Origin of the sequence: Flavobacterium sp. GSA192, assembly GCF_006386525.1 — a bacterium.
Lineage (GTDB): Bacteria > Bacteroidota > Bacteroidia > Flavobacteriales > Flavobacteriaceae > Flavobacterium > Flavobacterium commune.
Window position 1 is genome coordinate 324057 of record NZ_VAHC01000006.1, and the last position, 26665, is coordinate 350721.

13 protein-coding genes are annotated in these 26665 nt (G+C 33.1%); 3 read left to right on the forward strand and 10 right to left on the reverse strand.

Features of this window, described 5'->3' with window-relative positions; all coding sequences use genetic code 11:
• Together FDM27_RS13945 and FDM27_RS13950 are read left to right on the forward strand one after the other, a co-directional pair.
• Positions 1-3336: a P-loop NTPase fold protein gene (locus FDM27_RS13945; protein ID WP_140487382.1), complete on the forward strand. Its 3336-nt coding sequence runs from the start codon at positions 1-3 to the stop codon at positions 3334-3336.
• Positions 3337-4602: a restriction endonuclease subunit S gene (locus tag FDM27_RS13950; protein WP_140487385.1), complete on the forward strand. Its 1266-nt coding sequence runs from the start codon at positions 3337-3339 to the stop codon at positions 4600-4602.
• Positions 4603-4626: 24 nt separating this feature from the next.
• Here FDM27_RS13950 and FDM27_RS13955 read toward each other — a convergent pair whose 3' ends face one another.
• Together FDM27_RS13955 and FDM27_RS13960 are read right to left on the reverse strand one after the other, a co-directional pair.
• Entirely contained in the window at positions 4627-5514 is an 888-nt protein-coding gene (locus FDM27_RS13955) for a hypothetical protein (protein ID WP_140487386.1), read from the reverse strand.
• Between the two features lies 1 nt (position 5515).
• Positions 5516-6358, reverse strand: coding sequence for a HipA family kinase (locus FDM27_RS13960; protein WP_140487388.1), 843 nt, complete (start codon positions 6356-6358; stop codon positions 5516-5518).
• Positions 6359-6438: 80 nt separating this feature from the next.
• Between FDM27_RS13960 and FDM27_RS13965 the strand changes: the two genes are divergently transcribed.
• Positions 6439-9444 (forward strand): type I restriction endonuclease subunit R, encoded by a 3006-nt coding sequence (locus FDM27_RS13965; RefSeq protein WP_140487390.1) that lies wholly within the window; start codon positions 6439-6441, stop codon positions 9442-9444.
• Between the two features lie 676 nt (positions 9445-10120).
• Here FDM27_RS13965 and FDM27_RS13975 read toward each other — a convergent pair.
• The 8 genes from FDM27_RS13975 to FDM27_RS14010 form a co-directional block, all read right to left on the reverse strand.
• Entirely contained in the window at positions 10121-11557 is a 1437-nt protein-coding gene (locus FDM27_RS13975) for an MFS transporter (RefSeq protein WP_140487392.1), read from the reverse strand.
• 90 nt (positions 11558-11647) lie between these two features.
• Entirely contained in the window at positions 11648-14173 is a 2526-nt protein-coding gene (locus FDM27_RS13980) for a glycoside hydrolase family 31 protein (protein ID WP_140487394.1), read from the reverse strand.
• A gap of 44 nt (positions 14174-14217) precedes the next feature.
• Positions 14218-16329 (reverse strand): glycoside hydrolase family 97 protein, encoded by a 2112-nt coding sequence (locus FDM27_RS13985; protein ID WP_140487396.1) that lies wholly within the window; start codon positions 16327-16329, stop codon positions 14218-14220.
• 256 nt (positions 16330-16585) lie between these two features.
• A complete protein-coding gene (locus tag FDM27_RS13990) occupies positions 16586-18340 on the reverse strand; it encodes a glycoside hydrolase family 66 protein (protein WP_140487398.1) in 1755 nt (584 codons plus the stop codon).
• Positions 18341-18531: 191 nt separating this feature from the next.
• Complete coding sequence (locus FDM27_RS13995; RefSeq protein WP_140487400.1) at positions 18532-19980, reverse strand: SusF/SusE family outer membrane protein; 1449 nt, start codon at positions 19978-19980, stop codon at positions 18532-18534.
• Between the two features lie 10 nt (positions 19981-19990).
• Positions 19991-21472 (reverse strand): RagB/SusD family nutrient uptake outer membrane protein, encoded by a 1482-nt coding sequence (locus FDM27_RS14000; RefSeq protein WP_181161678.1) that lies wholly within the window; start codon positions 21470-21472, stop codon positions 19991-19993.
• 11 nt (positions 21473-21483) lie between these two features.
• Entirely contained in the window at positions 21484-24507 is a 3024-nt protein-coding gene (locus FDM27_RS14005; RefSeq protein ID WP_140487402.1) for a SusC/RagA family TonB-linked outer membrane protein, read from the reverse strand.
• Positions 24508-24724: 217 nt separating this feature from the next.
• Positions 24725-26407 (reverse strand): DUF6377 domain-containing protein, encoded by a 1683-nt coding sequence (locus FDM27_RS14010; RefSeq protein WP_140487404.1) that lies wholly within the window; start codon positions 26405-26407, stop codon positions 24725-24727.
• Between the last annotated feature and the right edge of the window lie 258 nt (positions 26408-26665).

The following is a 26665-nucleotide window of genomic DNA, read 5'->3' on the forward strand; positions in this document are numbered from 1 at the left end:
ATGTTTTTCTTTTTTGATAATGTACAAATTGAGTTAGGAGTTTCTCCAAAAGAAGCAGATGTTGCAATAGCTTCAATAGATTCAGGAGGTAGTATTGGTGAATTAAACCAAATGGTTCTTAAAGAATATGGATATGACAAATCAATTTTAAATCAATTAAATTTAGAGAAAGGGTTTGATTTATTTCAACTTAATGGAAAAGCTATTTTATTTGTAGTTACAGTAGGGATCGGTAATCCTATAAACAACTTAAATGAAAACCTCAAGCAAGCTATTAGATTTCATATTCAACCATTATCTAATAAAAAGATTTGGATTCCTCTTATGGCCACTGGCGCTGGAAATTTAAGTTATACTGAAAGTTATAAAATAACGATAAAAATTTTAGAAGAGTTAAAAAATAATATTTTTAATTCTAATTGTCAATTTTTAATTTCAATACCTAATGATGAAAAAGGTAAATTATTATATAAACAAATTGAAGATGAGGGTATTAATAGTGAAACATCTATATCAGGAAGCAATAAATTAAATCTTGACAAGCCTAAAAATTTCATTAAAAATAACAATCTTAAAGAAATAAATAAAGTACTACAAGTTCTGAAGGCTAATTACTATTTTGCTCGAATTGATTGGGAAGGAAAAAATCAAATTCAAAGATTTTACAAAGAAGGTATTTGGGAAAAAGGGTTTAATGACAGACTTTCTAGCATAATAAATAAAATTCAAGTAGATGATATTTTAATTATTAAAGAACCATTAAAGTTAAAAAACGAAGAATATTTTAAAATTATAGCTATCGGAAAAGTAACAAGTAATCCAAAAGATGGAAAAAAAGTGTTAGTTAACTGGCTCATCAAAGACATTCTTTTAGAAATAAAATCTTTAGGGTATAATAATTATACTATTACAACTGCTGATTTAGATTCTGTAAAAGAAATATTCTCAAAAATTAGTGTAGAGGATTTAAAAACATTAAAATCAAGTTTACCTCTAGGAAAGCGAAAAAAATATGAAATAATTGAAGACTCCGAGGTAGAAAAAAAAAGTAATAATACAACCTCAGATCAAGAAATTAAACCTTATACTACAACACTTCCATGTATATTACGTGATTCCGAAACAGGAGAAGACCATTTAGATATTAAAAAAGATGTTGCAGCATTTGCCCGCGTTATTGCTGCTAAAAGTTTTGAACCACCGCTAGCAATTGCTTTGCTAGGTAAATGGGGATCTGGAAAAAGTTTTTTTATGAACAAGTTGAAAGAAAATATTCAACAATTATCTAAAAACAACCCTCAAAAAGTCTTTTGTGAAGGAATTGCACACGTGCATTTCAATGCTTGGTCTTATATGGATGCTAATCTGTGGGCAAGTATTGTAACCCGTATTTTTGAAGGGCTTCAAGAGTACATAAGTGGTGATAATAAAGCAAAGGACTTCAAAAAAGAAATAGAAAAAAAACTAACTCAAAACCTAAATATAGCTAAGGAAGAGATTGCTGCGCTTGAAAAGCAAAATAAAAATATTAGCGCACAAATTGATAAGTTAACTATTGAAAAGAAAGAAGCTGAAGATATCTTAAAAGATAAAATCGAATCTATCAGATTACAAACATTTAAATCTATTATTAATGAAGTTGACAAAGAATTCAAAGTTACTGAACAAATTGAAACTGCGTTAGAAAGTAATGAAACTTTTATTAATTCAACAAATCGCTTAAAAAAAATTATTCCTGAGCAATATTGGATAAATCCTGAAGAACTTTATATTCAAATAAAATCAAAATATACTTTTATAAAAACCTTCTTTTATGGTGAGAATTGGTGGAAAAATTGTTTGTGGTTGTTGGGATTTTTAGTTATTGTCTTATATACGCCAATATTCTCGTTTATTGCAGCTTTGCTATTGAGTTGGCAAGATTTTACATTAACTCCAAAAACATGGTTAATAATTAGTTTAGCAGGAACTACTTTTGCTAGAGGGGTTGATACTTATAAAAAAATAAAAACTCTAATTGCTCCATTTTGGAAAATTAAAGTAAATTATGAAACGGAAAAAGAGAATGCTCTTTTTGTATTCAACCAAAAGGAAAAAGCCTTAAAACTTGAAATTGAAAATAGCAAGAATGAAATTAATGCTATTAGCGAACAAATCAATAAAGCTATTTTAATCAAAGCTAATATAGAATTTAAGATTGAAAATGCTTTGTCAACTGAAGCACTATATTCTTTCATTGAGAGAAGAGCCAATAGCGAAGATTACAAAAAACACTTAGGTATTGTCTCTGTTATTAGAAAAGATTTCGAAGTACTAAGTGATTTGTTAGTTGACCATAAACAAGAATCAGATAAAAATGAAGAAAGTATAGCTTTTAATGAAATGTTCAAAAACCCCCTTGAACGTATCATTCTCTATATTGATGATTTAGACCGTTGCCCTGAAGAACGAGTGGTTGAAGTATTAGAAGCAGTGAATTTATTAATGGCATTTCCGCTTTTTGTAGTAGTCGTTGGAGTTGATCCTCGATGGGTAAAAACTGCTTTAAAAAAGAAGTATGAAAATCAATTTGCAAAAGTGAATGAAAGTGAAGAAGCTATATTGCCTTCTAACTATCTTGAAAAAATTTTCCAAGTTCCGTTTCATTTAAATGATGCAGGAGACATAAGTATAAAAGGCATGATTAAAACTTTGTCTGAAGCTCAACCTAATTTTAATTTAAATAAAATAGAAACTGCAGCACAAACTGAAGGTGAAACTTTACTAGCTAATGATTTTACTATAACCGCTGACCCCGGAGTAAACACAATTGAAATTGACTCTAAACTATTTATTAATTCGGTAGAAAAAGAAAAGAAAACAGATTTAGATACGAAAGAAACCATAGAAGCTCTAAATATTACAGAAAAGGAATGTGAGTTATTACAAGATATGTCTCAAATTATTGGTAATAACCCAAGAGCTGTAAAAAGATTCATAAATATTTATAGAATAATAAAAACGCATGAAAATTTCAATTATAATAAATCGACTGAAGAAAAGGAATTGATGGCAATTATGTTTTTGTTGGCATTATCCATGGGAGATTACAAATATTTATTAAAATCTTTTGAATATCACTTAAATCAAAATGTTATGAGCGAAAGACCTATTTCAGACTATTTTCGCAAAACCTATGACGATGCTGATTATTTAATAGATGACAAGGCAAAAATATTAAGAGAAAAATTAAAAAATTTATTATCAATTAAGTTAATCAAGCTTTATAAAATTGAGGTAGATTTATTTGTCATACACTATCCTTTTGTTAAAAGATTCACTTTTAAAAACATATAAATGCCAAACAACTGGAAAACATATAAACTCTCAAAAGTAACAACTAAAATTGGAAGCGGTTCAACTCCTAGAGGTGGTCAAGAAGCTTATAAAACTTCTGGCATTTCTTTAATTAGAAGTCAAAATGTCTTAGATTTTACCTTTTCAACTAATGGATTGGCTTTTATAGACGATGTTCAAGCTTCAAAACTAAATAATGTTAAATTAGAAGAAGAGGATGTTTTATTAAATATTACAGGAGATTCTGTTGCTAGAGTTTGTCAAGTCCCTAAAGAACTTTTACCTGCAAGAGTAAATCAACACGTTGCAATTATTAGAGCAAATAAAGAAATCTTAAATCCTAGTTTTCTGAAGTATTCACTACTTGAAACTTCGAATAAAAATTCATTATTGAATATGGCTAGTGCTGGCGCGACAAGGCAAGCAATAACAAAAAATATGATTGAAGGATTTGAAATCAAGCTTCCTTCAATACAAGAACAAGAATCAATCGTCTCTATCCTTTCCGCCATAGACGACAAAATAGAAAACAATCTTGCCATTAACAAAACCCTCGAGGAAATGGCAATGGCACTCTATAAACACTGGTTTGTTGATTTCGGTCCATTTCAGGATGGAGAATTTGTTGAAAGTGAATTGGGGATGATTCCTAAAGATTGGAAACTAAAGAGATTGGATGAAATAGCTTATAAAAGAGCTGAAAGCTATAAGTTTAAAGGAAAAGAAAAAGTTGTATTTGTAAATACTGGTGATGTTTTAGATGGCTCTTTTATGCATAATAATTATATGAATGTCGATGATCTGCCCGGTCAAGCCAAAAAAGCTATTTATCCTGAAGATATTTTATTTAGCGAAATTAGACCTGCTAATAAAAGATTTGCATATGTTGACTTTGATTCAGAAGAGTATGTTGTTTCAACTAAGTTTATGGTTATTAGAAATAATGAATTAATCAATAATAAATTATTGTATCGGATATTGACCCGAAATGAAACGATTTTGGAATTTCAAAACATTGCAGAGTCGAGGTCAGGTACTTTTCCGCAAATTACATTTGATGTTATTGGACATATTCAATTTGCATTGCCAAATATTGATTTACAAAATGAATTTCAATCAATTGTTGGTAATTGGGAAGAACAACAAAGTATTAATCTAAAGGAAAATAAATCTCTAACCCAACTCCGCAATACACTATTACCCAAATTAATCAGTGGAGAAATTCGGTTAAAAGAATTTAGAGAACAAGCAAAAAAGGTATTGTAAAAAGAAAGGGCTGAAAAGCCCTTTTTATGATTCTAAAGTCAAAAGAAATTCAGAAAACTTGATATTGTTACTGTTACTAATCATTTCTGTTTCTTTTTCTAATATATCGGGTGTAATAAAATCAAAATCGTTTTTATAATTTTGAATACTCAAATCAAACAGATCGTGTTGTAATGTCCCTAAATCGGGTTCTTCAAAAGCTATTTTAATTTTTTTGACAGTAGTATTGGCCTTTTGGGCAAAAACATTCAAAGCTTTTTGTATGATTAAGGTTTCATATAAATGGTGCACCACGGTTTGTTCTCCCAAACTAAAATCAACAGTTTGTATGGCACTAATGGCGCCATTTTTAGTAATCAACGAGATGTTGGTTTCTTTTAGAATACCATTGAAAGTAAAAGGCTCAAATGTAAATTTTAAATCCGCTTTTTCATCAAGACCTTCCTTTTCAAAAGCGGGCTTTATCTTTTTGGCAAAAGTTACGATTTCTTTTTTGGCTTCTACAACAGCGATCTCACCCACAAAATTGTTATAATACTGCGCAAATTTTTCGGCAGTAAAATCAAAAGGCAAAGAAGCAGGTTCCGAAAAATGCAAAATACCATTATTGTATTTATTCAAATAAGAAATATAATCTTTGGAAAAAATCGATTTTTCAAATTGTAGTTTCGTCTGGCCTTTGATCAGTGCTTTATTCTCCTCACCAACCTTTTGCTTGATTTGCTGTAAAGTATTCTTAGCCATGATGCCAATGCCAACTTTGGCAGGAGCCAATTTATCCAATAATCCCAATTTGCTTTTAGAATAATCAAAATAAATCTCATTTTTGGTAATAGCCAATACCCCCATAACCACTTTTTCCGTAGAAATAGGGTTGGTTTGAATACTGACGATGCTAAAAAATGTTTTCATTTCAAAAAATGGATTTACTGTTTAATATAACCGATTTTACCTTTTCTATTCTCTCTTCACAAAACAGATAGTCATGAATTCGGTCCGCTAAATTAGGCGTTAATTTCCATATATCAGTCAATTGAAGTATAATAGAATCAATAACCTCTTTATGTGAAATCTTCAGCAAAGGTATGAAATTATCAACAATGTTAATAACTTCTTGTTCATCCATATAGCCGATGAAGCTCTTGTAAAAATCCGACTGATGGAATTTCCCTTGATTTTCGAAGGGCATTTTAGAATTAAAAACACCTATTTGCTGTACTCCTCCAAAAACAAAAGCGTGATCAAATGCCATTATTTTACGTTGGTTGCCAAATCTAACAGCCAAAAGATTGTAATTAAATCCCGGATCGATAAAGCGTCCTCTGTCCACATTATTAATCCATAAATCAAATAGGGCAATTTTAACTACATCCTCTGGATTCTGAATTCGGTTGTAATCTCTTTTGCTGGTACAGATTTCAAATTCGGTAATTTCTTCTGATGGATCTATTCCTTTAGAGCCAAAGCAAATATGGTTTACTCGAAGCCGTCTGTTTTTTATGATTTTACTTTTATCCAAAGTTCCTTCGGAAACCTGAACCAAAGCAATATCCGGTGTAGGGATATTCAAAGCTTTCAATAAATAATGGGCAACTATTTCATAAGCAAGACAGTTAATTTCATTGGGATCAAAATCGATTAAATATTTGCAGTAATACAGATGATTATCATTGCAAATAAACTTCAAAGGGGCGTGACCGCTTGTTTTTGTTTCTTCTAATAAAAATTCTGTTTTAACCTTAAGAATGTCAACCATACAATTTATGATAAATGTGTAGTAAATATAGTAGTATTTCTTTAAAACAATGTATTTTAGTGGCATTTAATAAAAACCACATGACTACAGAAGCAGTAATAGAGCAGGCAACAATAGAATGGCTTACTGATTTAGGGTATATACACGTAAAAGGAAATGAGTTGCCACAAAATGCAAATGCAGTTATTCTAAAAGACCAATTACGGGAATTTATTGTGAACCAATACCCACAACTCCCTGCTGAGATACAAGATCTTGCCGTAGCCGATTTTTGCAACAATGGTGGTGCCGATATCGACTACCGCAACCGTGACTTTCACCTCAAACTAACCAAAGGCATCAGCTACGAATACAAGGATGAAGAAGACAATGAAAAAGCAGTGCATATCTACCCTATTGATTTTAGATCAGGTTACGAAAAGAACAATACATTTTGGTGTGTCAATCAATTCAGTATCGTAGGCAAAAACAAACGCCGTCCCGATATTATTATTTACATCAATGGCATTCCGTTAGTCCTTTTTGAACTCAAAAACTGGTTTGACGAAAACACAACCATAGATGAAGCCTTCAACCAAATACAGCATTATAGAAAAGACATTCCGCTATTATTCGAATACAATGCTTTAACGATCGTTAGCGATGGCAACGAAGCACAGCATGGAATGTTTAACAGCACTTCCGAATGGTATGCCGCATGGAAAAGCACCAACGGTGTCGAAATTGTGGAGGATGATTTCCAAATGCACACCCTGCTCTTCGGTTTATTTCCAAAAGACCGTTTACTGTCTTATATCAAAAACTTTGTCTTTTTTGAAGACCACAACGGAACCTTGATAAAAAAAGGAGCCAAATACCATCAATTTTTTGGGGTGAACTTTGCCGTAGAAGCAGCCAAAAAAGCCATCAAGCCTTATGGAGATGGGCGTATTGGGGTGATTTGGCATACTCAAGGCAGTGGAAAAAGCATTTCGATGGCTATTTACGCCGGTATATTACGAAGCTTACCCGAGCTTAAAAACCCAACGATTGTAGTACAGGTTGACAGAAGTGATTTGGATTTTCAATTGTATGAAAACTTTGTCTTAGCCAAGGATTTGGTTGGCGATGTACAGCATGCCGGCTCCACTGATGAATTACGTCAGTTATTATCCACAGGCAGCGGAGGTGTAATTTTTACTACCATCGAAAAATTCAGATTAAAACAAGGCAATGACAATGAACTGGGAGAAACTGCACATCCAATACTTTCAGAAAGAGAAAATATTATCGTGATGGCAGATGAAGCCCATAGGACACAATATGGCTTGCTGGACGGTTTTGCTTCTAATTTGCGTAAAGCACTTCCCAATGCTTCCTTTATTGGCTTCACGGGAACTCCAATAGACAGCAAAGATGCCGATACTCAGGAGGTATTTGGAGAAACGATACACATATACGATATCAAGCAAGCGGTCAATGACAAAGCGACAGTTCCTATATTCTACGAACCCCGTTTAGCAAAACTCCATTTAGGAAACGAAAACATAGATGCCGAAGTAGATGCCATCACCGAGGATTTGGAAGACGACGGTAGTTTGAAATGGGCAGCAATCGAAGATGCAGCAGGTTCAGAAGAGCGAGTTCAAAAAATTGCCAATGATATCATGAAACATTATAAGAATCGTACTGACACCCTGCCCGGAAAAGCAATGGTTGTTTGTATGAGTCGTCGCAATAGCGTAAAAATGTACGATGCCCTAAAAGCTATTGAAGGTTGTCCTGAAATTGCTGTAGTAATGACAGGAAATATAGCGAAAGACCCTATTGCCTGGAACGATCATATCAGAACACAAGATGCCACCGAAGCCTTAAAGAAACGATTTCGCAAGCCCAATGACCCTTTACAAATAGTAATTGTTCGTGACATGTGGCTTACTGGTTTTGATGCACCTTGTGTACATACCATGTATGTGGACAAGATTATGCGCGGACATACGTTAATGCAGGCCATTACGAGAACCAATCGCGTTTTCAAAGACAAACCTTCAGGCGTTATTGTGGATTATATTGGAATTGGTGACCAACTGAAAACAGCCACTTCAAAATACACAGGCGGTGGAGGTCATGGAAAGCCTACAATCGACATGCACCAAGCATTGGAAATGTTCTATAACCAAATAGAAATTTGCAAAGGACTAATATCTGATAATATTGATTATTCAGATTGGAAAGGATTGCGTGAAAGTGATAAAATCCTTTTAATAAAAAAAGCATTGAACAGCATCATCAAATACGATGAACCTGCTAATATGTTTATGCTTGAAGAAAAGAAATTGACAGGTTTATTGTCCATTGTAAAATCACAGCCGGAAATTCAGGAATACTCCGTTGATGTTTTGTTTATACAGCATTTGTCAAAAGCAATTCGAAATGCCAAATCGGTAAAAGGAACTCGAACCAATCAAAAAGATCAAATCAAGGAACTAATTAGTCGCAGTATCGAGTCGGATGATATTGTGGATGTTTTTGCTATGGCAGGATTAGAACGAGCTGATATTTCTATCCTGAATGAAGATTTCCTTTTGGGAGCCAAAAAGGAAAAAGACAGTATAGACATCAAGATTGAATTATTGAAAAATATTCTGATGGACGAACTAAAATTGCGTTTGCACAAGAACATCAAAAAATACACTTCGCTCAAAGAAGAACTGGAAAAAGTAATCGACAACTACCATAAAAATGCAATTGACTCCTATACCACCATCGCCGAATTGGTAGAAAGAGCCAAACAATTACAGGAAGAAGATCACCGTAACAAAGAACTAGGCCTTTCTGATGAAGAATTAGCATTCTATGATATTCTGGCATCCAAAAAGGAAATCATTCAAGAAGCTGGGCCAATTCAGGATATTGTTCACGGTGTTGTCAATGCAGTCAAAAACAATCTGCAGCTGGACTGGATGAATAAAGAAGATGCCAAAGCAAGTATCCGATTGGCAGTCAAAAAAGAGTTACGTGGCAAAGTAAATATATTGGAATTAAATAATATACTTCAAGAAATAATGGAACAGGCCGAAGGACAATATGCCGAATGGAGGGCTTAAAAAATAAAACTATGGATCAAATTAATAGAGAACATGCAAATCGCTTTGTCCAAATTTATTTTACTTCCGTCACATAGAATATCTATTTGTGGACTCTGAATTCGTTTAGATAGTCCCAAAGATGATTATTGTGAATTGACTACTGGATTTATGGCCATCATCATTGTAATGTAGAAGATTTTAGCATTGGAAAAACAAAATTAATTACCAATTAATTGGGATATATTAAATACAATGAGAATGAAAACTTTAATAACTTTTCTACGTTTTCAATATAAGAAACTAAAAACCAACACCATAAACCTGCAACATCACAATAAACCAACTAGTTTATCATCTGGTTTTAAGTTTACTAAACAAGGGTAATCATTACCTTTAAAAACAAAACAAGAGTAATTTTATTAAAAATTCCCCCTCGTTTTTCATATTCTTGTTCACAAATAATACCCGTTCACATTTCCGTGAACAAACAAAAAAATGAACACATATCGCATATCGCAATATGCAATATGCCCCCCCCGATGGAGCGGATTTGTAATCCGTTCCTAACTACAGTCGTTTTTAACCAGTACATAAATAAAAAAAGAAACGTAGAGTTTCTATTTAAATAACAAGGAATTACATAAAAAAAACAGGCTTTTTACAGCCTGTTTTTTTAGTATAATATGAAATTTTCTTAATGCCCTCCACTGATTTTAGTGTCAAAATTGATGCCTTGACGTTTTAAAATACTACTTACTTTCCAGGCATAAAAAACCAAATAAGAAAAGCATAAAACACCAACAATATAACTGTTTTGAATACCAATATTTTCAGATACAAAACCTTGTAGCCAGCTAATAATACCGCCACCACAAATCATCATAATAAGAAAACTACTTCCTTGGCTGGTGTGTTTTCCTAATCCACTTACAGCTAAGGTAAAAATGCAAGGCCAAAGGGTACTACAAAATAATCCAACGCTCGTGAAAGCATACACACTTACAATTCCGGTGGTTCCCATTCCAGTTAGTAGAGCGACAATTCCTAAACTAGAGAAAATAAGCAACATTCGGGCAGGATTTCCCTTGCTGGTTATATCGGCGGCAATTAATACGAGAATAATTAATCCATAAATGTAGAAAGGAGTTAAATCATGATTGGCAATTGCATTTACAAATAAAAAAACAACAAATGCTAAATAGGGGGCAACAAACCGCAGAATCTTTTGAATACTAATAACATCACTAAAAACTTCTACAGCTCCCGTCCAACGGCCAATCATTAAACTAGCCCAATACAACGAAATGTAAGGGGCGATAGCTCCTATTTCAAATCCCAATTCGTTCTCCATATAAGAAGGTAAATTGCTGGCTGTAGATACCTCAACACCAACATATAAAAAAATGGCAAGCATTCCTAAGAGTAGTTGTGGGTAATATAAAGCCGAATTTTTAGAAGAAGCAGTATCAGCTGGAGATTCTTCAATTGTTTCAGGATGTTCAGGCAAGGAAGAGAATTTCAACAATAACGCAACAGCTAAAAAGGCTAACCCAAGTACTAAATAAGGGATTTTAACACTTTCTACACTCAATTCAGTATTTCCAGACGCAGAAGAACCAAAAATGGCAAAACTTACTATTAGGGGGCCAATGGTAGTCCCAAAATTGTTGATCCCGCCCGCAAGGGTCAATCGTTGAGAACCTGTTTTTATAGGTCCTAAAGCAATAGCTAAAGGATTGGCAACGGTTTGTTGCAATGAAAAACCTAAACCTACAATAAATAAACCGGCTAACATTAGTGGATAGGATCCAGTATTAGCCGCTGGATAAAACAACAACGTTCCTAATGCAGATATGATTAGGCCTAGTGTCAACCCGTTTTTATAGCCAATTTTATTCACTAAATCTTGTTTCAGTAATAAAGAAAATCCCATATAAAGTAAAGAACCTACGGTATAGGAAATATAAAAAGCAATCGATACAAATTGGCTTTGACCTTGGGTTAAATCAAAGGTTTTTTTAAATACGGGAATTAAAATGTCATTGCTGGCTGCAACAAATCCCCAAAAGAAGAAGACAATTACTAAAGGTATAAATTGCCCCCATTGGGTTTGTGTGTTTTTTGAAGTCATTATTTATTTGATCAGTATTTTGTTTAATATTATCAAGGAATTATCCTAAAGTGGGATAAGTTTTTGAATTTAATATGTAATGAAATTTCTTTATTTTGAAGAATTAATTGCTATCTGATAATCAAGGCCAGTATCGGGTAATTTTATATAAACTATACCTTGTTTTTCATCCCAACTATAAGATAGTTTTTCAAAATCCGTAAGGCCCTTTTCATTTAGTACTTCTGTTTTCTCTTTTTTAATTTTTGAAGTATTTATTAATACGCTTTTAGGTCTACTATTCGCGTGTAATTTTACAATGTAATTTCTGGAAGCTGCTGGCTTATAGCCTTTATCCTCTCTTGCATTTATATGTATTGCAAAGCCTGATGAATTGGCTAGGGCAGTAATTTTTGTTTTACAAAAAACATCTTTTTCATAATCCCTGCTTTCTCCATCATCTTCATATAAAACAAAGGAAGATTCTTTACCAATTTTATCAGGATAAACATCAAAACTAACAGGGTAATTAGGTTTTTCATGTATATATTGCATCACTGGCATACTAGGTATAATAGCCCCTTTTTTCACAAACAAGGGTATCACATCTAAGGGAGCCTCAACCGTGATCCATTGTTTCCCTTTATAGACAGTCTTACCATCATTATAATTAATCCATTCTCCCTCTGGCAAATAGAGTTTTTTGGTGACAGCTCCTTTTTCAACTACTGGTGCGACCAATAATTCACGACCAAATAAAAACTGACCATTCAAATCAAACGTTTCACTATCATTAGGATATTCAAGAAACAAAGCTCGCATTAAAGGCATACCAGTATCATGTGCTTCCCGGGCATAAGTATAGATGTACGGAAACATTTTATACTTTAATTCGATGGCTGTTCGGGTGATATTCTCAGCTTCAGTGCCGAAAACCCAAGGTTCAACAGCATTACCACCTTCATGATGTGCACGACTCAGAGGATTAAAAATACCAAATTGCATCCAGCGAACATATAATTCTGACATCGCATCATAATCTTTGATATCGCCACAATAACCTGATATATCAGAAGTCCAAAACGGAATGATACCCATCCCAGCAGAAAGTCCCACAGGAATCTGATTAGCAAATTGACTCCATCCATCTAAAACATTGTTGCCGTTTCCAGAATCTCCAGACCATCCAAATGTGTAGCGTTGCAATCCCGCATAAGCAGCTCTTGTCATTTGAAATATTCGCTTATTAGGATTATGCTTGTAAAATTGTTCGGTTACTACTTTGTCCCAGGTAAAACCATACACATTATGAATCTCATCGTGCATCCCTAAATGATGTTTCATATTAAGTCGGTCAGTTGCATCTTCATTACTCCAGGCTGGCTCTCCCATATCGGTCCAAAATCCACGTACACCATCATTTAAGGGTTTTTGTTGGTAATTTCCCCACCAGTCAGCCACTTCGGGTTTAGTAAAATCAACTACTCCACAATTTCCGCCCCATGGCCACGGCATATCATAACTCTTTCCAGTACGAGTATCTATTGCAAAATAGTTTTTAGAATTAGCCTCTTCCCATTGCTTTTTATTTGCTTGGGATATAACAGGGTCCTGAGAAATAATCATTTTAAATCCTTGGTCTTCCAATTCTTTTAGCATCTGTTTAGGATTTTGATAGTTGCTTTTCTTCCAGTCAAAATCCTGAAGTCCTTCAACCCAGCCAATATCCTGATATATAATATCACATGGTATTTTTCTTTTTCTAAACTCTGCAGCAATAGCCTTGGCCTGATTTTCAGCAGTATAATTTCCCCGGCATTGAGCAAAACCTAATGCCCATTTTGGTGGCATGATGGGTTTACCGGTAAGAGCAATATAATTTTGCATGATTTGTTTATAATCATTCCCATACATAAAATAGTAAATCATTTCGCCTGAAACAGCCTCAAAAGAATAATAATCGTTAGACTCGCTACCAAATTTAAATTCCGTTTTATAGGTGTTGTCAAAGAAAATCCCATAATGATTGCTGCTCATAAAAAAGGGAATGCTTTTATAAAGAGGATCTTCGTTGACGCCATAACAAGGCTGATCACTATTCCACATCTTATAGCTCTTTCCACGACGGTTAAGAGTTCCTGCTTTTTCTCCTAAACCAAAAAACTGTTCATCTGATTTTAATGTTTTGTATGTGGCTATTTGGGTGCCATTTTTTACAAATCCTTTCTCGTTATAATCACCAAATAGTAACTTTTGGTATTTATCAAATACTTGTAATTTAAATGGTTTTTTGTTAACTCTAATTCTAAGTTGTTCTGTGAAAATTTCATAAGCTGAGGTCTCTTCATTAACATTAATATTTCCTGACCAACCCAAGTTTTCATTGATAACAGCAAAAGATTCGTTATTGCGTTTAAAAGTTCCATCAGTAGAAAACCATACTTTAATTACTTGACTACTACAGAATTGTAAAAGTACTTTTGTATTGTTTTCACAATTAAAAATCACTTTGTTATTGTTTGACACATAAGAGGAGCAGTTACCGATAGTTTGGTTCTTTTTTTCTATGTTTTGTCCTCTAAGATTAAACTGAATCAATAAAGTAATTAATATCAAATAAATTGATGTTTTTTTCATAATTTAAGTACTTGTATTGTATATGTTTATTATTGAAATAAAAATTATTTTTTAATTTCAATAATACTGATAGCATAACCACCGCCAGGTACAGAAAGTTGTGATAATTTTGATTTATTACTTACCGTTATCTTACGAATGTTATAGGCCTGTGGGTTTGTTTTATAATGTGCTTCCTTAGCATCAGCATAAATAGTAGCTTCGTATTGTTTACCTTTTTCAAGGAAGCCGAAATCAATGTTTGATGTACGAGGAGTTTCTCCATTTACATTTCCTAAAAACCAATTATTAGTTCCTTTGGCTTTTCTTGCTACTGTAATATATTGACCAGGTTCAGCTTCCAGATATTTGCTGTCATCCCAATCTATGGCAACATCCTTAATAAATTGGAAGGCATCTGCAAAACGTTCATAATTTTCAGGAAAATCTGCCGCCATCTGCAATGGACTGTACATGGTAACATAAAGTGCCAACTGGTTTGCAATGGTAGCGTTTACATGCGAACCATTTGTAACATCCATTTGAAAAATTCCCGGAGTGTAATCCATCGGGCCACCAATTAATCTTGTAAAAGGCAATATGGTAACGTGATTTGGATGATTTCGCTCACCTCCAAAAGCTTGGTATTCAGTTCCACGAGCAGCTTCGTTTCCGATAAGATTCGGATAAGTACGTGCAATTCCTGTTGGACGTACCGCTTCGTGAGCGTTAACCATAATTTGATAATCTGCTGCTTTTTCAATAGCATATTGATAATGGTTGTTTGACCATTGGCTATAATGTGTTTCACCTAAAGGAAGAATATTGCCTACATAACCACTTTTCACAGCATCATATCCATATTGCTTCATCAACTTATAGGCTTCATCCATATGACGCTCGTAATTGCGCATTGAACCAGATGTTTCATGGTGCATGATAAGTTTTATTCCTTTAGAATGAGCATATTCATTCAATCCTTTAAGATCAAAATCAGGATAAGGAGTAACAAAATCAAAAACATAATCTTTTGCATTACCAAACCAATCTTCCCAACCTGTATTCCATCCTTCAACTAAAACAGCATCAAATCCATTTTTCGCGGCAAAATCAATATATCTCTTTACATTAGCGGTAGTTGCTCCATGACGACCATTAGGTTTTGCCTTAGTGAAATCAGTAACACCTAATTGTACCGCAGGGAATTCATCTGTATAAGACCAGCTACTTTTTCCTGAAATCATTTCCCACCATACTCCTACATATTTTGTTGGTTTAATCCATGAAGTTTCTTTTATTTTGCTTGGCTCATTTAGATTATAGGTCAATTTTGAAGCCAAAATTTCTCTGGCATCATCACTAACAATAATAGTTCTCCAAGGAGAATGACAAGGAGCCTGCATTCTTCCTTTGTCTCCATTTACATCAGGAGTCAACCATGATTCAAAAACAAAATTTTTATCATCCAGATTAAGGTGCATACAAGAATAATTAATAAGTGCTGCTTCGTGTAAGTTGATATAAACGCCATCAGCACTCTTCATCATTAAAGAAGTTTGAACACCAGTTGGAGAAAATGAAGTTTGAGAAACATTTCCTGTGGTATAGGCTTTTTCCATTGACGTTCTAATTTCAGAAAGTTTTGAAGTTGTATAATTGTATTCCTGAGTATCATAATCTCCTGGTATCCAATAAGCAGTATGATTACCTGCCATTGCAAACTGAGTGCGCTCTTCTTTTATAGTGAAATAGACTAGATTTTTTTGTTGAGGAAATTCATATCTAAATCCAAGACCGTCATCAAACAAACGGAAGCGAATAATCATTTGTCTATCGGTTTCTTTTTGATTTAAAGTCACTTCCAGTTCATTATAATGATTACGAATACTGGCAACTTCTCCCCAAACAGGTTTCCAGATTTCATCAAAAGTAGTCGTCTTTGAATCAATAATAGTAAAATCATTTAATAATGATTTAGCATCATTTTTTAATTCAAGTCCTAGTTTACTAGGCTTAATAACGACTTTATTTTTATAATTTAAACTATAAATTGGTGTACCATCACTTTGCAATGAAAAGTCCATTTGCAATTCCTGATTGGGAGATTTTATTTGCTGTGCTTTAATGATATTGAAGAACAACAGGATTACTGTGGCGATTAAAAAGGATTGTTTCATTCTCTTTATTAAATGTTTAATTAATTTATAATTGTAGCTTAATCTGTTATGTGAGGCGTTGTTAATGTGGAAAAATTGAGATTGAATCTGCCTTCTTTGAAATGGGATTTCTTAAAAAATAGTTTTATTTATGCTCTAATTTGTACTACAATAGCTAAAAACCAACCAATATTTTTAAAACATAACCAATTAGATTGTCTATTTCAAAAAACACCTATTTTTAGAAGGCAGAAAGTATAATCAATCTCTGTTTTCATTAATATTCTACTACAATCATTCCCCAATATTGGATAAAAGGAACCTTGAAAACAAGGTTACTTCCTACCTGAGAGAAAGCAAGTTCTTTTGAAGCACCACCATCTAAATCAGGTGAAGCGTACCATACTTTAGACACAGCATTGCTGTTAGCTAAGTTTAAAGTAAAATTTTTCTTTGCTTGAGGTACGGTTTGTTCCCCATTGGTATCACGCCAGTTTAAATTTGAAGTATTCGAAAAATTAATCAAATGCAAAATTTGTTTGTTTGCTAAAGATTTTCCAATTACTGAAACAGTAGAGGCTGCAGGAGGCCAATTTTTTAAATTAAGTTGGCCATCTCCTGAATTCACTACTGGAGAATTAAAAGTTCCACCTTCTCTTAAAATATTCTCATAAGCTACCATAAAATCGTAATATTTTAGAAGACGGCTTTTTAATTCGCCACTCATTTGCAAATTATTATTTGGAAAATATTCTTTTGCCAACATGTGCTCTCCTAATTCCAAATGAGAACCTCCAAAAGCGAAGATTACAGCATCTGTAAATAAGACTCCTGGAGTATTGAAAAATCCTGCTGAATTTGCTTTGTCATAATTCATATAAGCCGCTAATACAGTATTAACCTGATCATTAGAAAGGGAATTGTTAGACTTGATAATATCAGCCAAACTCTTATAAGTATTGTTTGGATCCCAAACTTCAGTATAAGCAATATCTACACCTGAATCCAAAATATTAGATTGACCGTATTGATTAACAGCATTTAAAACCATTTTTTTGTTAGGAAACTTGGCTTTTAAATTTTGAAGAAATGGAGTAAAGGTTTGATTAATTTGAACGGTATTTCCATTATAATCATATACCGTTCCTCTGTCACCTAATTGGTCCAGATGCCAACCATCGAAATTTAAATTATTATAAACTAAAGTAGTTTTATCAAAAATATAATTCTGCCAGTTTGTATTTCCCGGATTTGTAACATAAATATCGCTCAACCAACCTGGTAAAGGATGTTTGTTTACATTAGTATGACTGTTATTGTTATATATCAGCCATTCAGGAGAAACGCCGTCAGTGGCATAATCATTCCAGGTACCATACAAAAGATTGTAAAACATGGAAGCAATATTTTTGTCATGCCCTTTGTCGATATAGTTTTTAACGGTATTGAATGAAATGCTTCTATTGGCAATATCAACCCATGAAGTTGCAGGAACATTTCCATTCATTTTCAATGGAGCATGATGCTTGTTTAGCCAATCGTAATATTGAATAGCATTAATATGAAAATCCTTTAAAAAATCCAAATGACTATTAATTTGCGCATCTGAAACATTTCCAAAATTACTCAGGAAACCATATCTGGGAAATTTTGTCCAATCAGAAGAAACATCAACTGCTATTGTTCCTGCAATGGTTTCTGCATTATCGTTGGCTTTGTATATTTCAATCATGTAACCCTTAAAATCAGTTGCCGGGGCTGTCCAGGTCCATGTTTTACCACTCATTGGTTCTTCCTTGATTACATTGTTTAAGTGTTTGTATCTTACAGTAAATCCGGATAATATTTTATCGGAAGTAAAGGTAACAATGTCACCGGGAGCATATTTTGCTTTGTCGGTTTTTAATACCACTTCTTCAACCAGTTGATTTTCTTCAGGAATATAATTGAATGTATCTTCAGGTTTCGTACAGTGTAAAAAAAGCAATGCAATTAGCACTAAAAGACAATTATTTATTTTTATTAGTTTCATATATGTAAAATTTATTTATCAGAGGTCATACCTGTCTGCCGACAGGCAGATATGTTATCGCCTTCTATTTATTGATGTTTGTTTTCAACAAACTCACTGTTAATGGTGATTTCATAAAAGGAAATTTATAATTAAAAGCAACAGTGTCATTGTTTTAATGACACTGTTGCAAGAGACAAATCAATCTCTATCTAATTAATTGTTATAAGCTGTGTATCTAAGTTTATGGAAATTGTATGCGTTCCGGAAGTCTGCACTTTCCATTTATTGTCTGGACCATCACATTTATGTGTAACAATATAATTTCCATCTGAAATAGATTGATTAGCTGTAGCTGCATTAATCCAGTCTCCATCGCACCAATCTCCTTTGAATTTCGAAATTTTAAATTCTCCCACATTTAATTGACCCGTAAATGTATAAACACCGTTTGAATATGTCATAGGAGAAGGAGTACCTATATTCCATCCATTAGGTCCTCCATCACCAATGATGTATAAATTCACTTTTTGAATACTAATGGTATTATTGGCTGTATTTAAAGTAATTTTATATCTACCGGCTTCCGAGGAAGAAACTGTCCATTTATTATCCGGATTACAACCTGAATTTTGTTCTACATCTGTCAAAGTTAAAGCCTGACCATCCGTTAGAGGACGATACCATTCTCCACACCAGTTCCCAGTTGAACCAGCTAGAATTTTAAAACTTCCAGCACTTAAATGCGCTTCATAAGTAAAGATGAATGGATTGGAACTACTTTGTGTAAAAGCCTGTGGCGAATCTATATTCCAACCGCTAGAAGATGCATCGCCAACAATGTAAATATTAGAAAATGGCGGAGCACTTACTGCTTCAATAGAAATAGTTAAGTCAAATAAATTTACCGTTACTTTATACTGCCCTCCTTGGGTAATTTCCCACTTCAAATCATCACCACTTCCAGCTATATTATGTACTATTTTAGTCGCATCTGTAGCGTCACGAGTATAAAAATCCTGACACCAGCAACCATCTCTGCTTACGGGTAATTTAAACGATCCTGTGCTTAAAGATCCTTGGTAAACAAACACTCCAGGATTAGATGTTGAAGGAGTCATTTCAATAGCATTAGCAATATCCCAACCGTTTGGTGAAGCATCTCCAACTAAAAACAATGTTGTAGTTACAGGAAGATATGGCGTCAACGAAAAATCAACAGTCGAAACTTGTGGTTCAGTCTCTGAACCAGCAACGGTAGCAATAACTTTTGCTTCAAATTCTTGAGTTACTCCCGGACTAATTCCAAAGGTATTTAACAGTATATAATTAAGATTTTTAACACTTATTGACTGGGAAAATTTATTGGAACCTAAATCATATTCAAGCGCATTAGCAAAATTATTATCCGCTTTATCGATTTGTAATTTATAGCTAATCGAAGCACTTGTTCCTTGGTTGGTTCCTGTCGTCCAATTGAAAGTAAGGTTTTCATTTTGCTTTAACTCCTGAAGCACTAAATCTGAACTTGAAACAGTTAAAGTTAGTTCATTGTCATTTATCTTAATTCCATCCAGACTTTCTTCACAAGAAGTATTCATCAATGCAAAAAATAATGCACTAAGAATGGAAAGCGTTTTTATAAAATTATTCTTTTTCATAATACTATTTTTAATAACCAGGATTCTGAGTTAATTTTGGGTTTCTATCTCTCTCAATTTGAGGTATTGGAAATAATAAATGTTTTTGTGTAGCATTTGATTTTCCTATTGAATGAAGGAAGTCAAGACCATATTGACCATTATTTACACGAATCAAATCAAACCATCTTTGTCCTTCAAAGGCTAATTCAACTCTTCTTTCATTTAATACCTTAAGTCTGAACTGATCTTTACTTAAGTCGGTCGCAATATTTGGAAGCCCGGCTCTGTTTCTAACCTTATTTAAAGGGATTTCAGCCTGTGATGTTTGTCCTAACTCATTCAATGCTTCTGCTTTCATTAAAAGAATATTTGAAAATCGTAATACAGGAAAATTCATTGGACTGTTATCATAAGAAGAAACTAAACTCAATGGTACTAAAAACTTTCTCACGTTATATCCTGTGCTTGAATAGGAAGCTTGGTATGTTTTTCCATCAAATTGAGGAGAGCCATCGTATAAAACAGTTACATTTTTTCTTTTATCGTTTGCTTCATAACTATCTATAAATTCTTGCGTGGGTTGATTCCATCCAAATCCTCCTCCAACGAAATTGGCTCCTCTAGGTCCCATAAAAGGACTAGTCCAGGCGGCTTGGTTTTCGTTATTCCAAAAACTATAGCCTCCGTCGCTTGCATATTGTATTTCAAAAAGAGACTCAACAGAATTTTCTGCATTAGGATTGAAATTATCTTCGTAATTAGTGTTCAATGCAAAACCTAAACCTTCTACTTGAGTAGTTAGATCAACTACTTTTTGCCAATTGTTCCCAAGTGTAAGATAAACTTCAGCTAATTCACCTAATGCAGCTCCTTTATTGGCTCTACCAATGTCACTGCCAGAATACTCACTTTTATTAGGTAACAATGCAGCAGCGTTTTCTAAATCAGAAATAATTTGTTGATAAACCAAATCTTTAGAAACTCTTTCAGGAAATAAATCAGTATCTGAACTACCCGGTTCAGTAATTAAGGGTACATCTCCAAAGAAACGTACTAAAATGAAATAATAGTGAGCTCGTAAGAAATAAGCTTCTCCTATTGAACGATCTTTGATAGCATTATCTATCGTTAAGGTAGGAGCTACTTTTAAAACAGTATTAGCCATTAATATTCCCGGCCATGGACCTCTCCACATATCTAAAACTCCTTGATTATCAGTTGTTGTAGTAAAATTAGAATTATCCTGTGTTTCAATGCCATCAGAACCACCACCGGCACCTACTATACTGTTTCCAGCCATGATATCGGTAGTCCACATTCTTAAATTATACAGTTTTGGCCATTGTAAAGGCTGATAAGCACCATTTACTATTGTGATTAATTCACTTGCATTTGCAGGATAATTAGAGGTATTTATCGTATCTAAAGGAGCTCTATCTAAAAAATCACTCGAACATTGTGTACAGGCAATAATTGCTGTTACAAAAACTATTTTCTTTATAAATTTCATTTTTTTATTTTTTAAAATCCAACATTTAAACCAAGAGAAAATGTTCTCGTTAAAGGATATATATTGTTATCTATCCCATTTGTTGGGACCTCAGGATCAAAACCGGTATATCTTGTGAATGTGAACAAGTTTTGTCCTGACAAATAAATTTTAGCATAATCAAAAACTTTCTTACTCAGAGATTGAACAGGAATATTATAAGATAATGTCACGTTCTTAATTCTCATATAAGAACCATCTTCTATGTAGCGGGAAGAACCTCTGTTATTATTATTTGGATCTCCGTATATGGCTCTGGGAATTGTATTGCTTGTTCCGGGAGCTGTCCATCTGTTTAAGACCGCGGCAGATTGATTTGTCGTGATAGACATTGATTCTCCTTGAAGTTTAACGACATTAAAAATATCATTGCCGTTTACACCCTGTAGATAAACGCTTAAGCTTAAATCCCCATAAGTTATAGTATTGTTTAAAGAAGCTGAAAAATTAGGATTTGGATTTCCTATAAAAGTTCTGTCAGCATCTGTAATTAAACCATCATTGTTTAAATCTTTGAATCTTATGTCACCAGGAGAAGTACTGTTACTTGATGAAGATCCCTGTACTTGAACAGCGTGATTATCGATTTCTGACTGAGTTTGAAAAATTCCATCTTGAACAAAGCCATAAAACACATTTATTGGATAACCCTCTTGGATTCTTGCGGCATTAAGATTTAAACCTAGTCCTCCAGTTATTAAAGGAGTATCACCATTCAAGTCAATTACTTTATTTCTGTTCATTGAAAAAACAAGGTCAGATGTCCATGAAAATTTTTCTTTCTTGATGTTTTTAGTATTGATTACTAATTCAATTCCTTTGTTTTGGATTTTACCTGCATTAATGTAAGGGACATAGATGTCTGAATATCCTGAAGTAACTGGTACCGATTGAGGAACTAACATGTCATTGGTGTTTTTTATGTAAGCATCAAATGTGACATTTACTCTGTCATCAAAAAGAGTAGCATCTAATCCAATATTGTATTGTTCTTGTGATTCCCATTTTACGTTAGAATTAGGTAAAACAGTTGGAATGGCAGCACTGACAAATGAACCGTTGAAATTATACAGATAAGTATTGTAGTTTGACGAAAAAGAATAATTACCAATCTCCTGATTTCCGGTAACTCCATACCCTAATCTTAATTTTAAATCATTAATTACTTTTGATTTAAAGAATCCTTCATTTGAAACCCTCCATGCTAATGAACCAGAAGGGAATGTTCCATATTTATTGCCTTGCCCAAATCGGGAAGAGCCATCTCTTCTTACCGTAGCTGTTAAATAATATCTGTTTTTATAATCAAAATTACCTCTGGCAAATGTGGAGAATATTGCCCATTCTGAACCACTTCCGTGTAATGTAGCCTGATTAATACCATTATTTAATGTTTGTGTATTTTCACTGGCAAAATTTTGAATAGAACCACTGATGTACTCAAATTTATTTTCTTGGGCACTCGTTCCCACTACAGCGGTTAAATTGATACCATTGTCAAATTTCTTTTGAAAAGTCAAGGTGTTATCCCAAAGCAAAGTAATTGCCTGATTCGAACTTTCACTCAAAAAAGCATTTGGTCCTATATTACTATCCCAGGCATAAGAAGGAACCCAGGTTCTGGTTTTCCAAAAATTGGCTTCAGCCCCCAAAACCGTTTTGAATTTGAAATCTTTTAAAACAGTAAGTTCTCCAAATAGATTTCCCTGAATATTATATCCTTTGGTAGTATTGTCAACAATCGTTGCTTTTCCTATTGGATTATCTAAATTCCCTGAGTAAAGCGGTTGACCAATAGGTCCTGAAAAATTACCATTCTCTCTATATATTGGCTGTGTGGGTAATGAAAGCAGTGCGTTTCCAATATTTACATCTCCTTGTGTTTTTATATCATGATTTAATTTTAAGCTGTTTCCAAACTTTAAATTTTCTGATATTTTAGTGTCACTGTTAAATTGTAAAATATATCTTTTATAATCGGTATTTAAAACAATCCCTTTTTGATCAAAAATATTAAACGAGGTATATATCTTGGATTTTTCATTACCGCTGGAATAAGCCATCGTATAATTATTTTGAAAACCTCTATTAAAATAAGCGTTAACCCAGTCAGTACCTTTACCTAAAGATTCAGGATTCTGAAAATCTGGATTTGGACTTAAACCTGCATTATTCAATATGTCATTATGAAGACTTGCAAATTGGGAAGCATTTAAAACTTCTACCATATTTGTTGCCTCCGAAGTTGCTGTAGAAAAATCAAAAGTCAGAGACGATTTGCCAACACTTCCTCTTTTAGTGGTTATAATTACAACTCCATTGGCTCCTCTAGCTCCATAAATGGCTGTTGACGAAGCATCTTTAAGAATTTGCATACTCTCAACATCATTCATATTTACTTGATTGAGACCTCCAGTTAAAGGCATTCCGTCAACAACAATCAATGGATCATTATTACCTATTGTTCCTGTACCTCTGATTCTAAATGTTGGATTACTTCCTGGTTGCCCACTAGTAATTACCTGAACTCCTGCAGCACGCCCCTGAATAGCATCTCCAACATTTGCTACAGGTTGTTTACTTAAATCTCCTAATTTTACAGTAGATATGGAACCTGTTAAGTCTTTCGATTTCACCTCACCATACCCAATTACTACAACAGTATTTAAAGATTCGGATTCTGGTTCTAACTTTATATCTAAAGTAGTTTTTCCATTGGCGCTGACTTCTTTAGTCTTGTATCCTAAAAAAGAAACATTAAACACAGCGTTTTGTGTAGATACTAAAAAATCAAATTTTCCATCAAAATCGGTAATAACACTTTGATTTGAATTTTTTAGCATAACTGTTGCTCCTGGTAATGGCTGGTTGGCTTCGTCCAAAACTTTACCCGAAATTTTAATTTTTCCATTTTGAGCCACCAGCAAGAATGGTGTGATGAGAAAAATCAAGAAAAATAGAACTGGTTTTGCCCTATTTAATGAAGTAATTTTCATAATGCATTAATTTTAGTTAGTTATTTAGTTTTTGATACTATTCGATTTGAATACCATCAAAGCAAATTTGCATAAATAACCTGCTGACATTACTGCATGAAAAATAGTGTATAGAAAAAAGTAGTTGTTTTTAAGGCTGTTTTGTTTTTATGTAATTGATATTTAAGTAATTATATGTTTTTTGCCTTTAAAAAACATATAGAAAAAAGGAGGTTTTTTATAGCTTCAAAGTGGTGTTTTTGAGTAATTTTTGATCGAAATCATCCTTTTTTACAATGGAATTATTGCGGATTTTTGTTTTAAAGGCATAAATGGAGTTGACAGAATAGCCTAAAATTTGAGCAATAATTTCATTTTGTGTAATTCCTAAACGAATTAATGCATAGATTCGTAATTCTTTCGTAAGAAATTGTTCCTTTTCTAACTTGATTTTGCACTCTTCTTTCATCAAAAAATTAAACTCATTGATGAAATTGGGAAAAAGATTTATAAAAGCAGTATCAAAATTTTCTAAAAGTTTTTCTTTTTCTCTTTTTAAATTGTATCCTGAAATGGTACGTTTTACTTTATCGTAATGCTCTTCCTCAATTTGATTTTTAATAGTGGTCATGAAAGAATTAAATTTTTCATAAACCATATCATATTGAGTAAAAAAGAGTCCTAAGTATTCTTCTTTAATTTTATTGGCTTCTGATAACTGTTTGTTAACCTGTTTTATCTCTATGTTTTGTAATTTTATTTTTTCATTTACACTTATCAATTGTTTGTTAATCCGTTTCAGGTTTTTATGGGCATCGGCTATAATTTTCTTAGCTTTTTTCAATTTTCTAAATTGATAGTAGATGATTAAAACAAAACAAATTGCAAAAACTAAAAAGGAACTTACAATAATGTATTGCCAATAAATTCGTTGTTTTTCTTTCTCTACAATTTTAAGAATTTCCTGTTCTACAAGAGGTAAAATTGCTCCAACCTGTATTTTTCGTTGTTGGGCGCCGTAAAAGGAAGCGTCTTCGTTTGCTTTTTTGATTAAAATTGAGGCTTTATTCAAATCTCCTTTTTTAAATAAAAGTTCAGAAAGTTTAATAATTGCCAATGATTCTTTTGTAGCGGTTTTAATATCTGAAATTACGGCGTCTGTAAAATGTGTAATTGCTATGTCATTTTCTCCTAATTGTTGGTGTAATTCACCAAGCATATAATGAACTAAAGCTTGATCATGAGGTTGATTGTTTTTTTTTAAAAGAGCATTAAAATCTGAAAGGGATTCATGTAATTTACCATCTTTGGATTTATTAAATGCTTTTAAAAAATAATGAAAAAAAGAACCGTCTTCTGTTAGTAAAAGTGCTCTTTCCCGATATATATGTGCTAAATCTAAATATTGCTTATTAAAATAAGGAGTATTGCTGTATTCTGCCATGTCGCCATAACAACGTCCTAATATGCCATAATAAAAAGCATCGTAATTGGAATTTTTTTCGTCTATTTTCGAGGGTTCCAGAAAATCCAATGCTTCTTTATACATTCCTGATGACACACAAATATCTGCCAGATTCATATTGGCATTAGCTATAAAGGATTTATTATTTAATTGGTATGCCAAATTTTTAGCCTGAATTCCATAATAAAATGCTGAATCACGTTGAAAAACTTTATAGCGATAAAACATTTCAGTATTCAAATGATAAAGTGATAATAGGTCAATTTTTTTAGTTTTTTTTAAAATTGTTCGAATGCTGTCAATTTCAGCTTTTTTTTCTTTATCATATTTTGATGAATTCTCGATGATATGGATTAATGAATTTAACTTGCTTTCTTGGGCTGATAATGAAGTATAAGTTAAAAATATAATCTTGATTAAAATGTTTAGCTGTTTTGATGGGAATAATTTTGTCATTTCCAATATGAATTAAAATCAATTAAGTAGCATTGTTCTTTTTCTCTAAAAAGAAGAAGATGAGTTGTAATATGCGTGCGTTCTAAGTAAACTCGAAATGTAAATATATGTATTATTATTGGATGTACTAATTTAGCTTACAGTGTTAGTTAAGACTAAAATCTTAATTTTAACACATGAAACAAGAAAGAAAAATTTACGATGCAGCCTTTAAGGTTAAAGCTGTAGAATTAAGTAACGAAAGAAGCAATTTGTCAG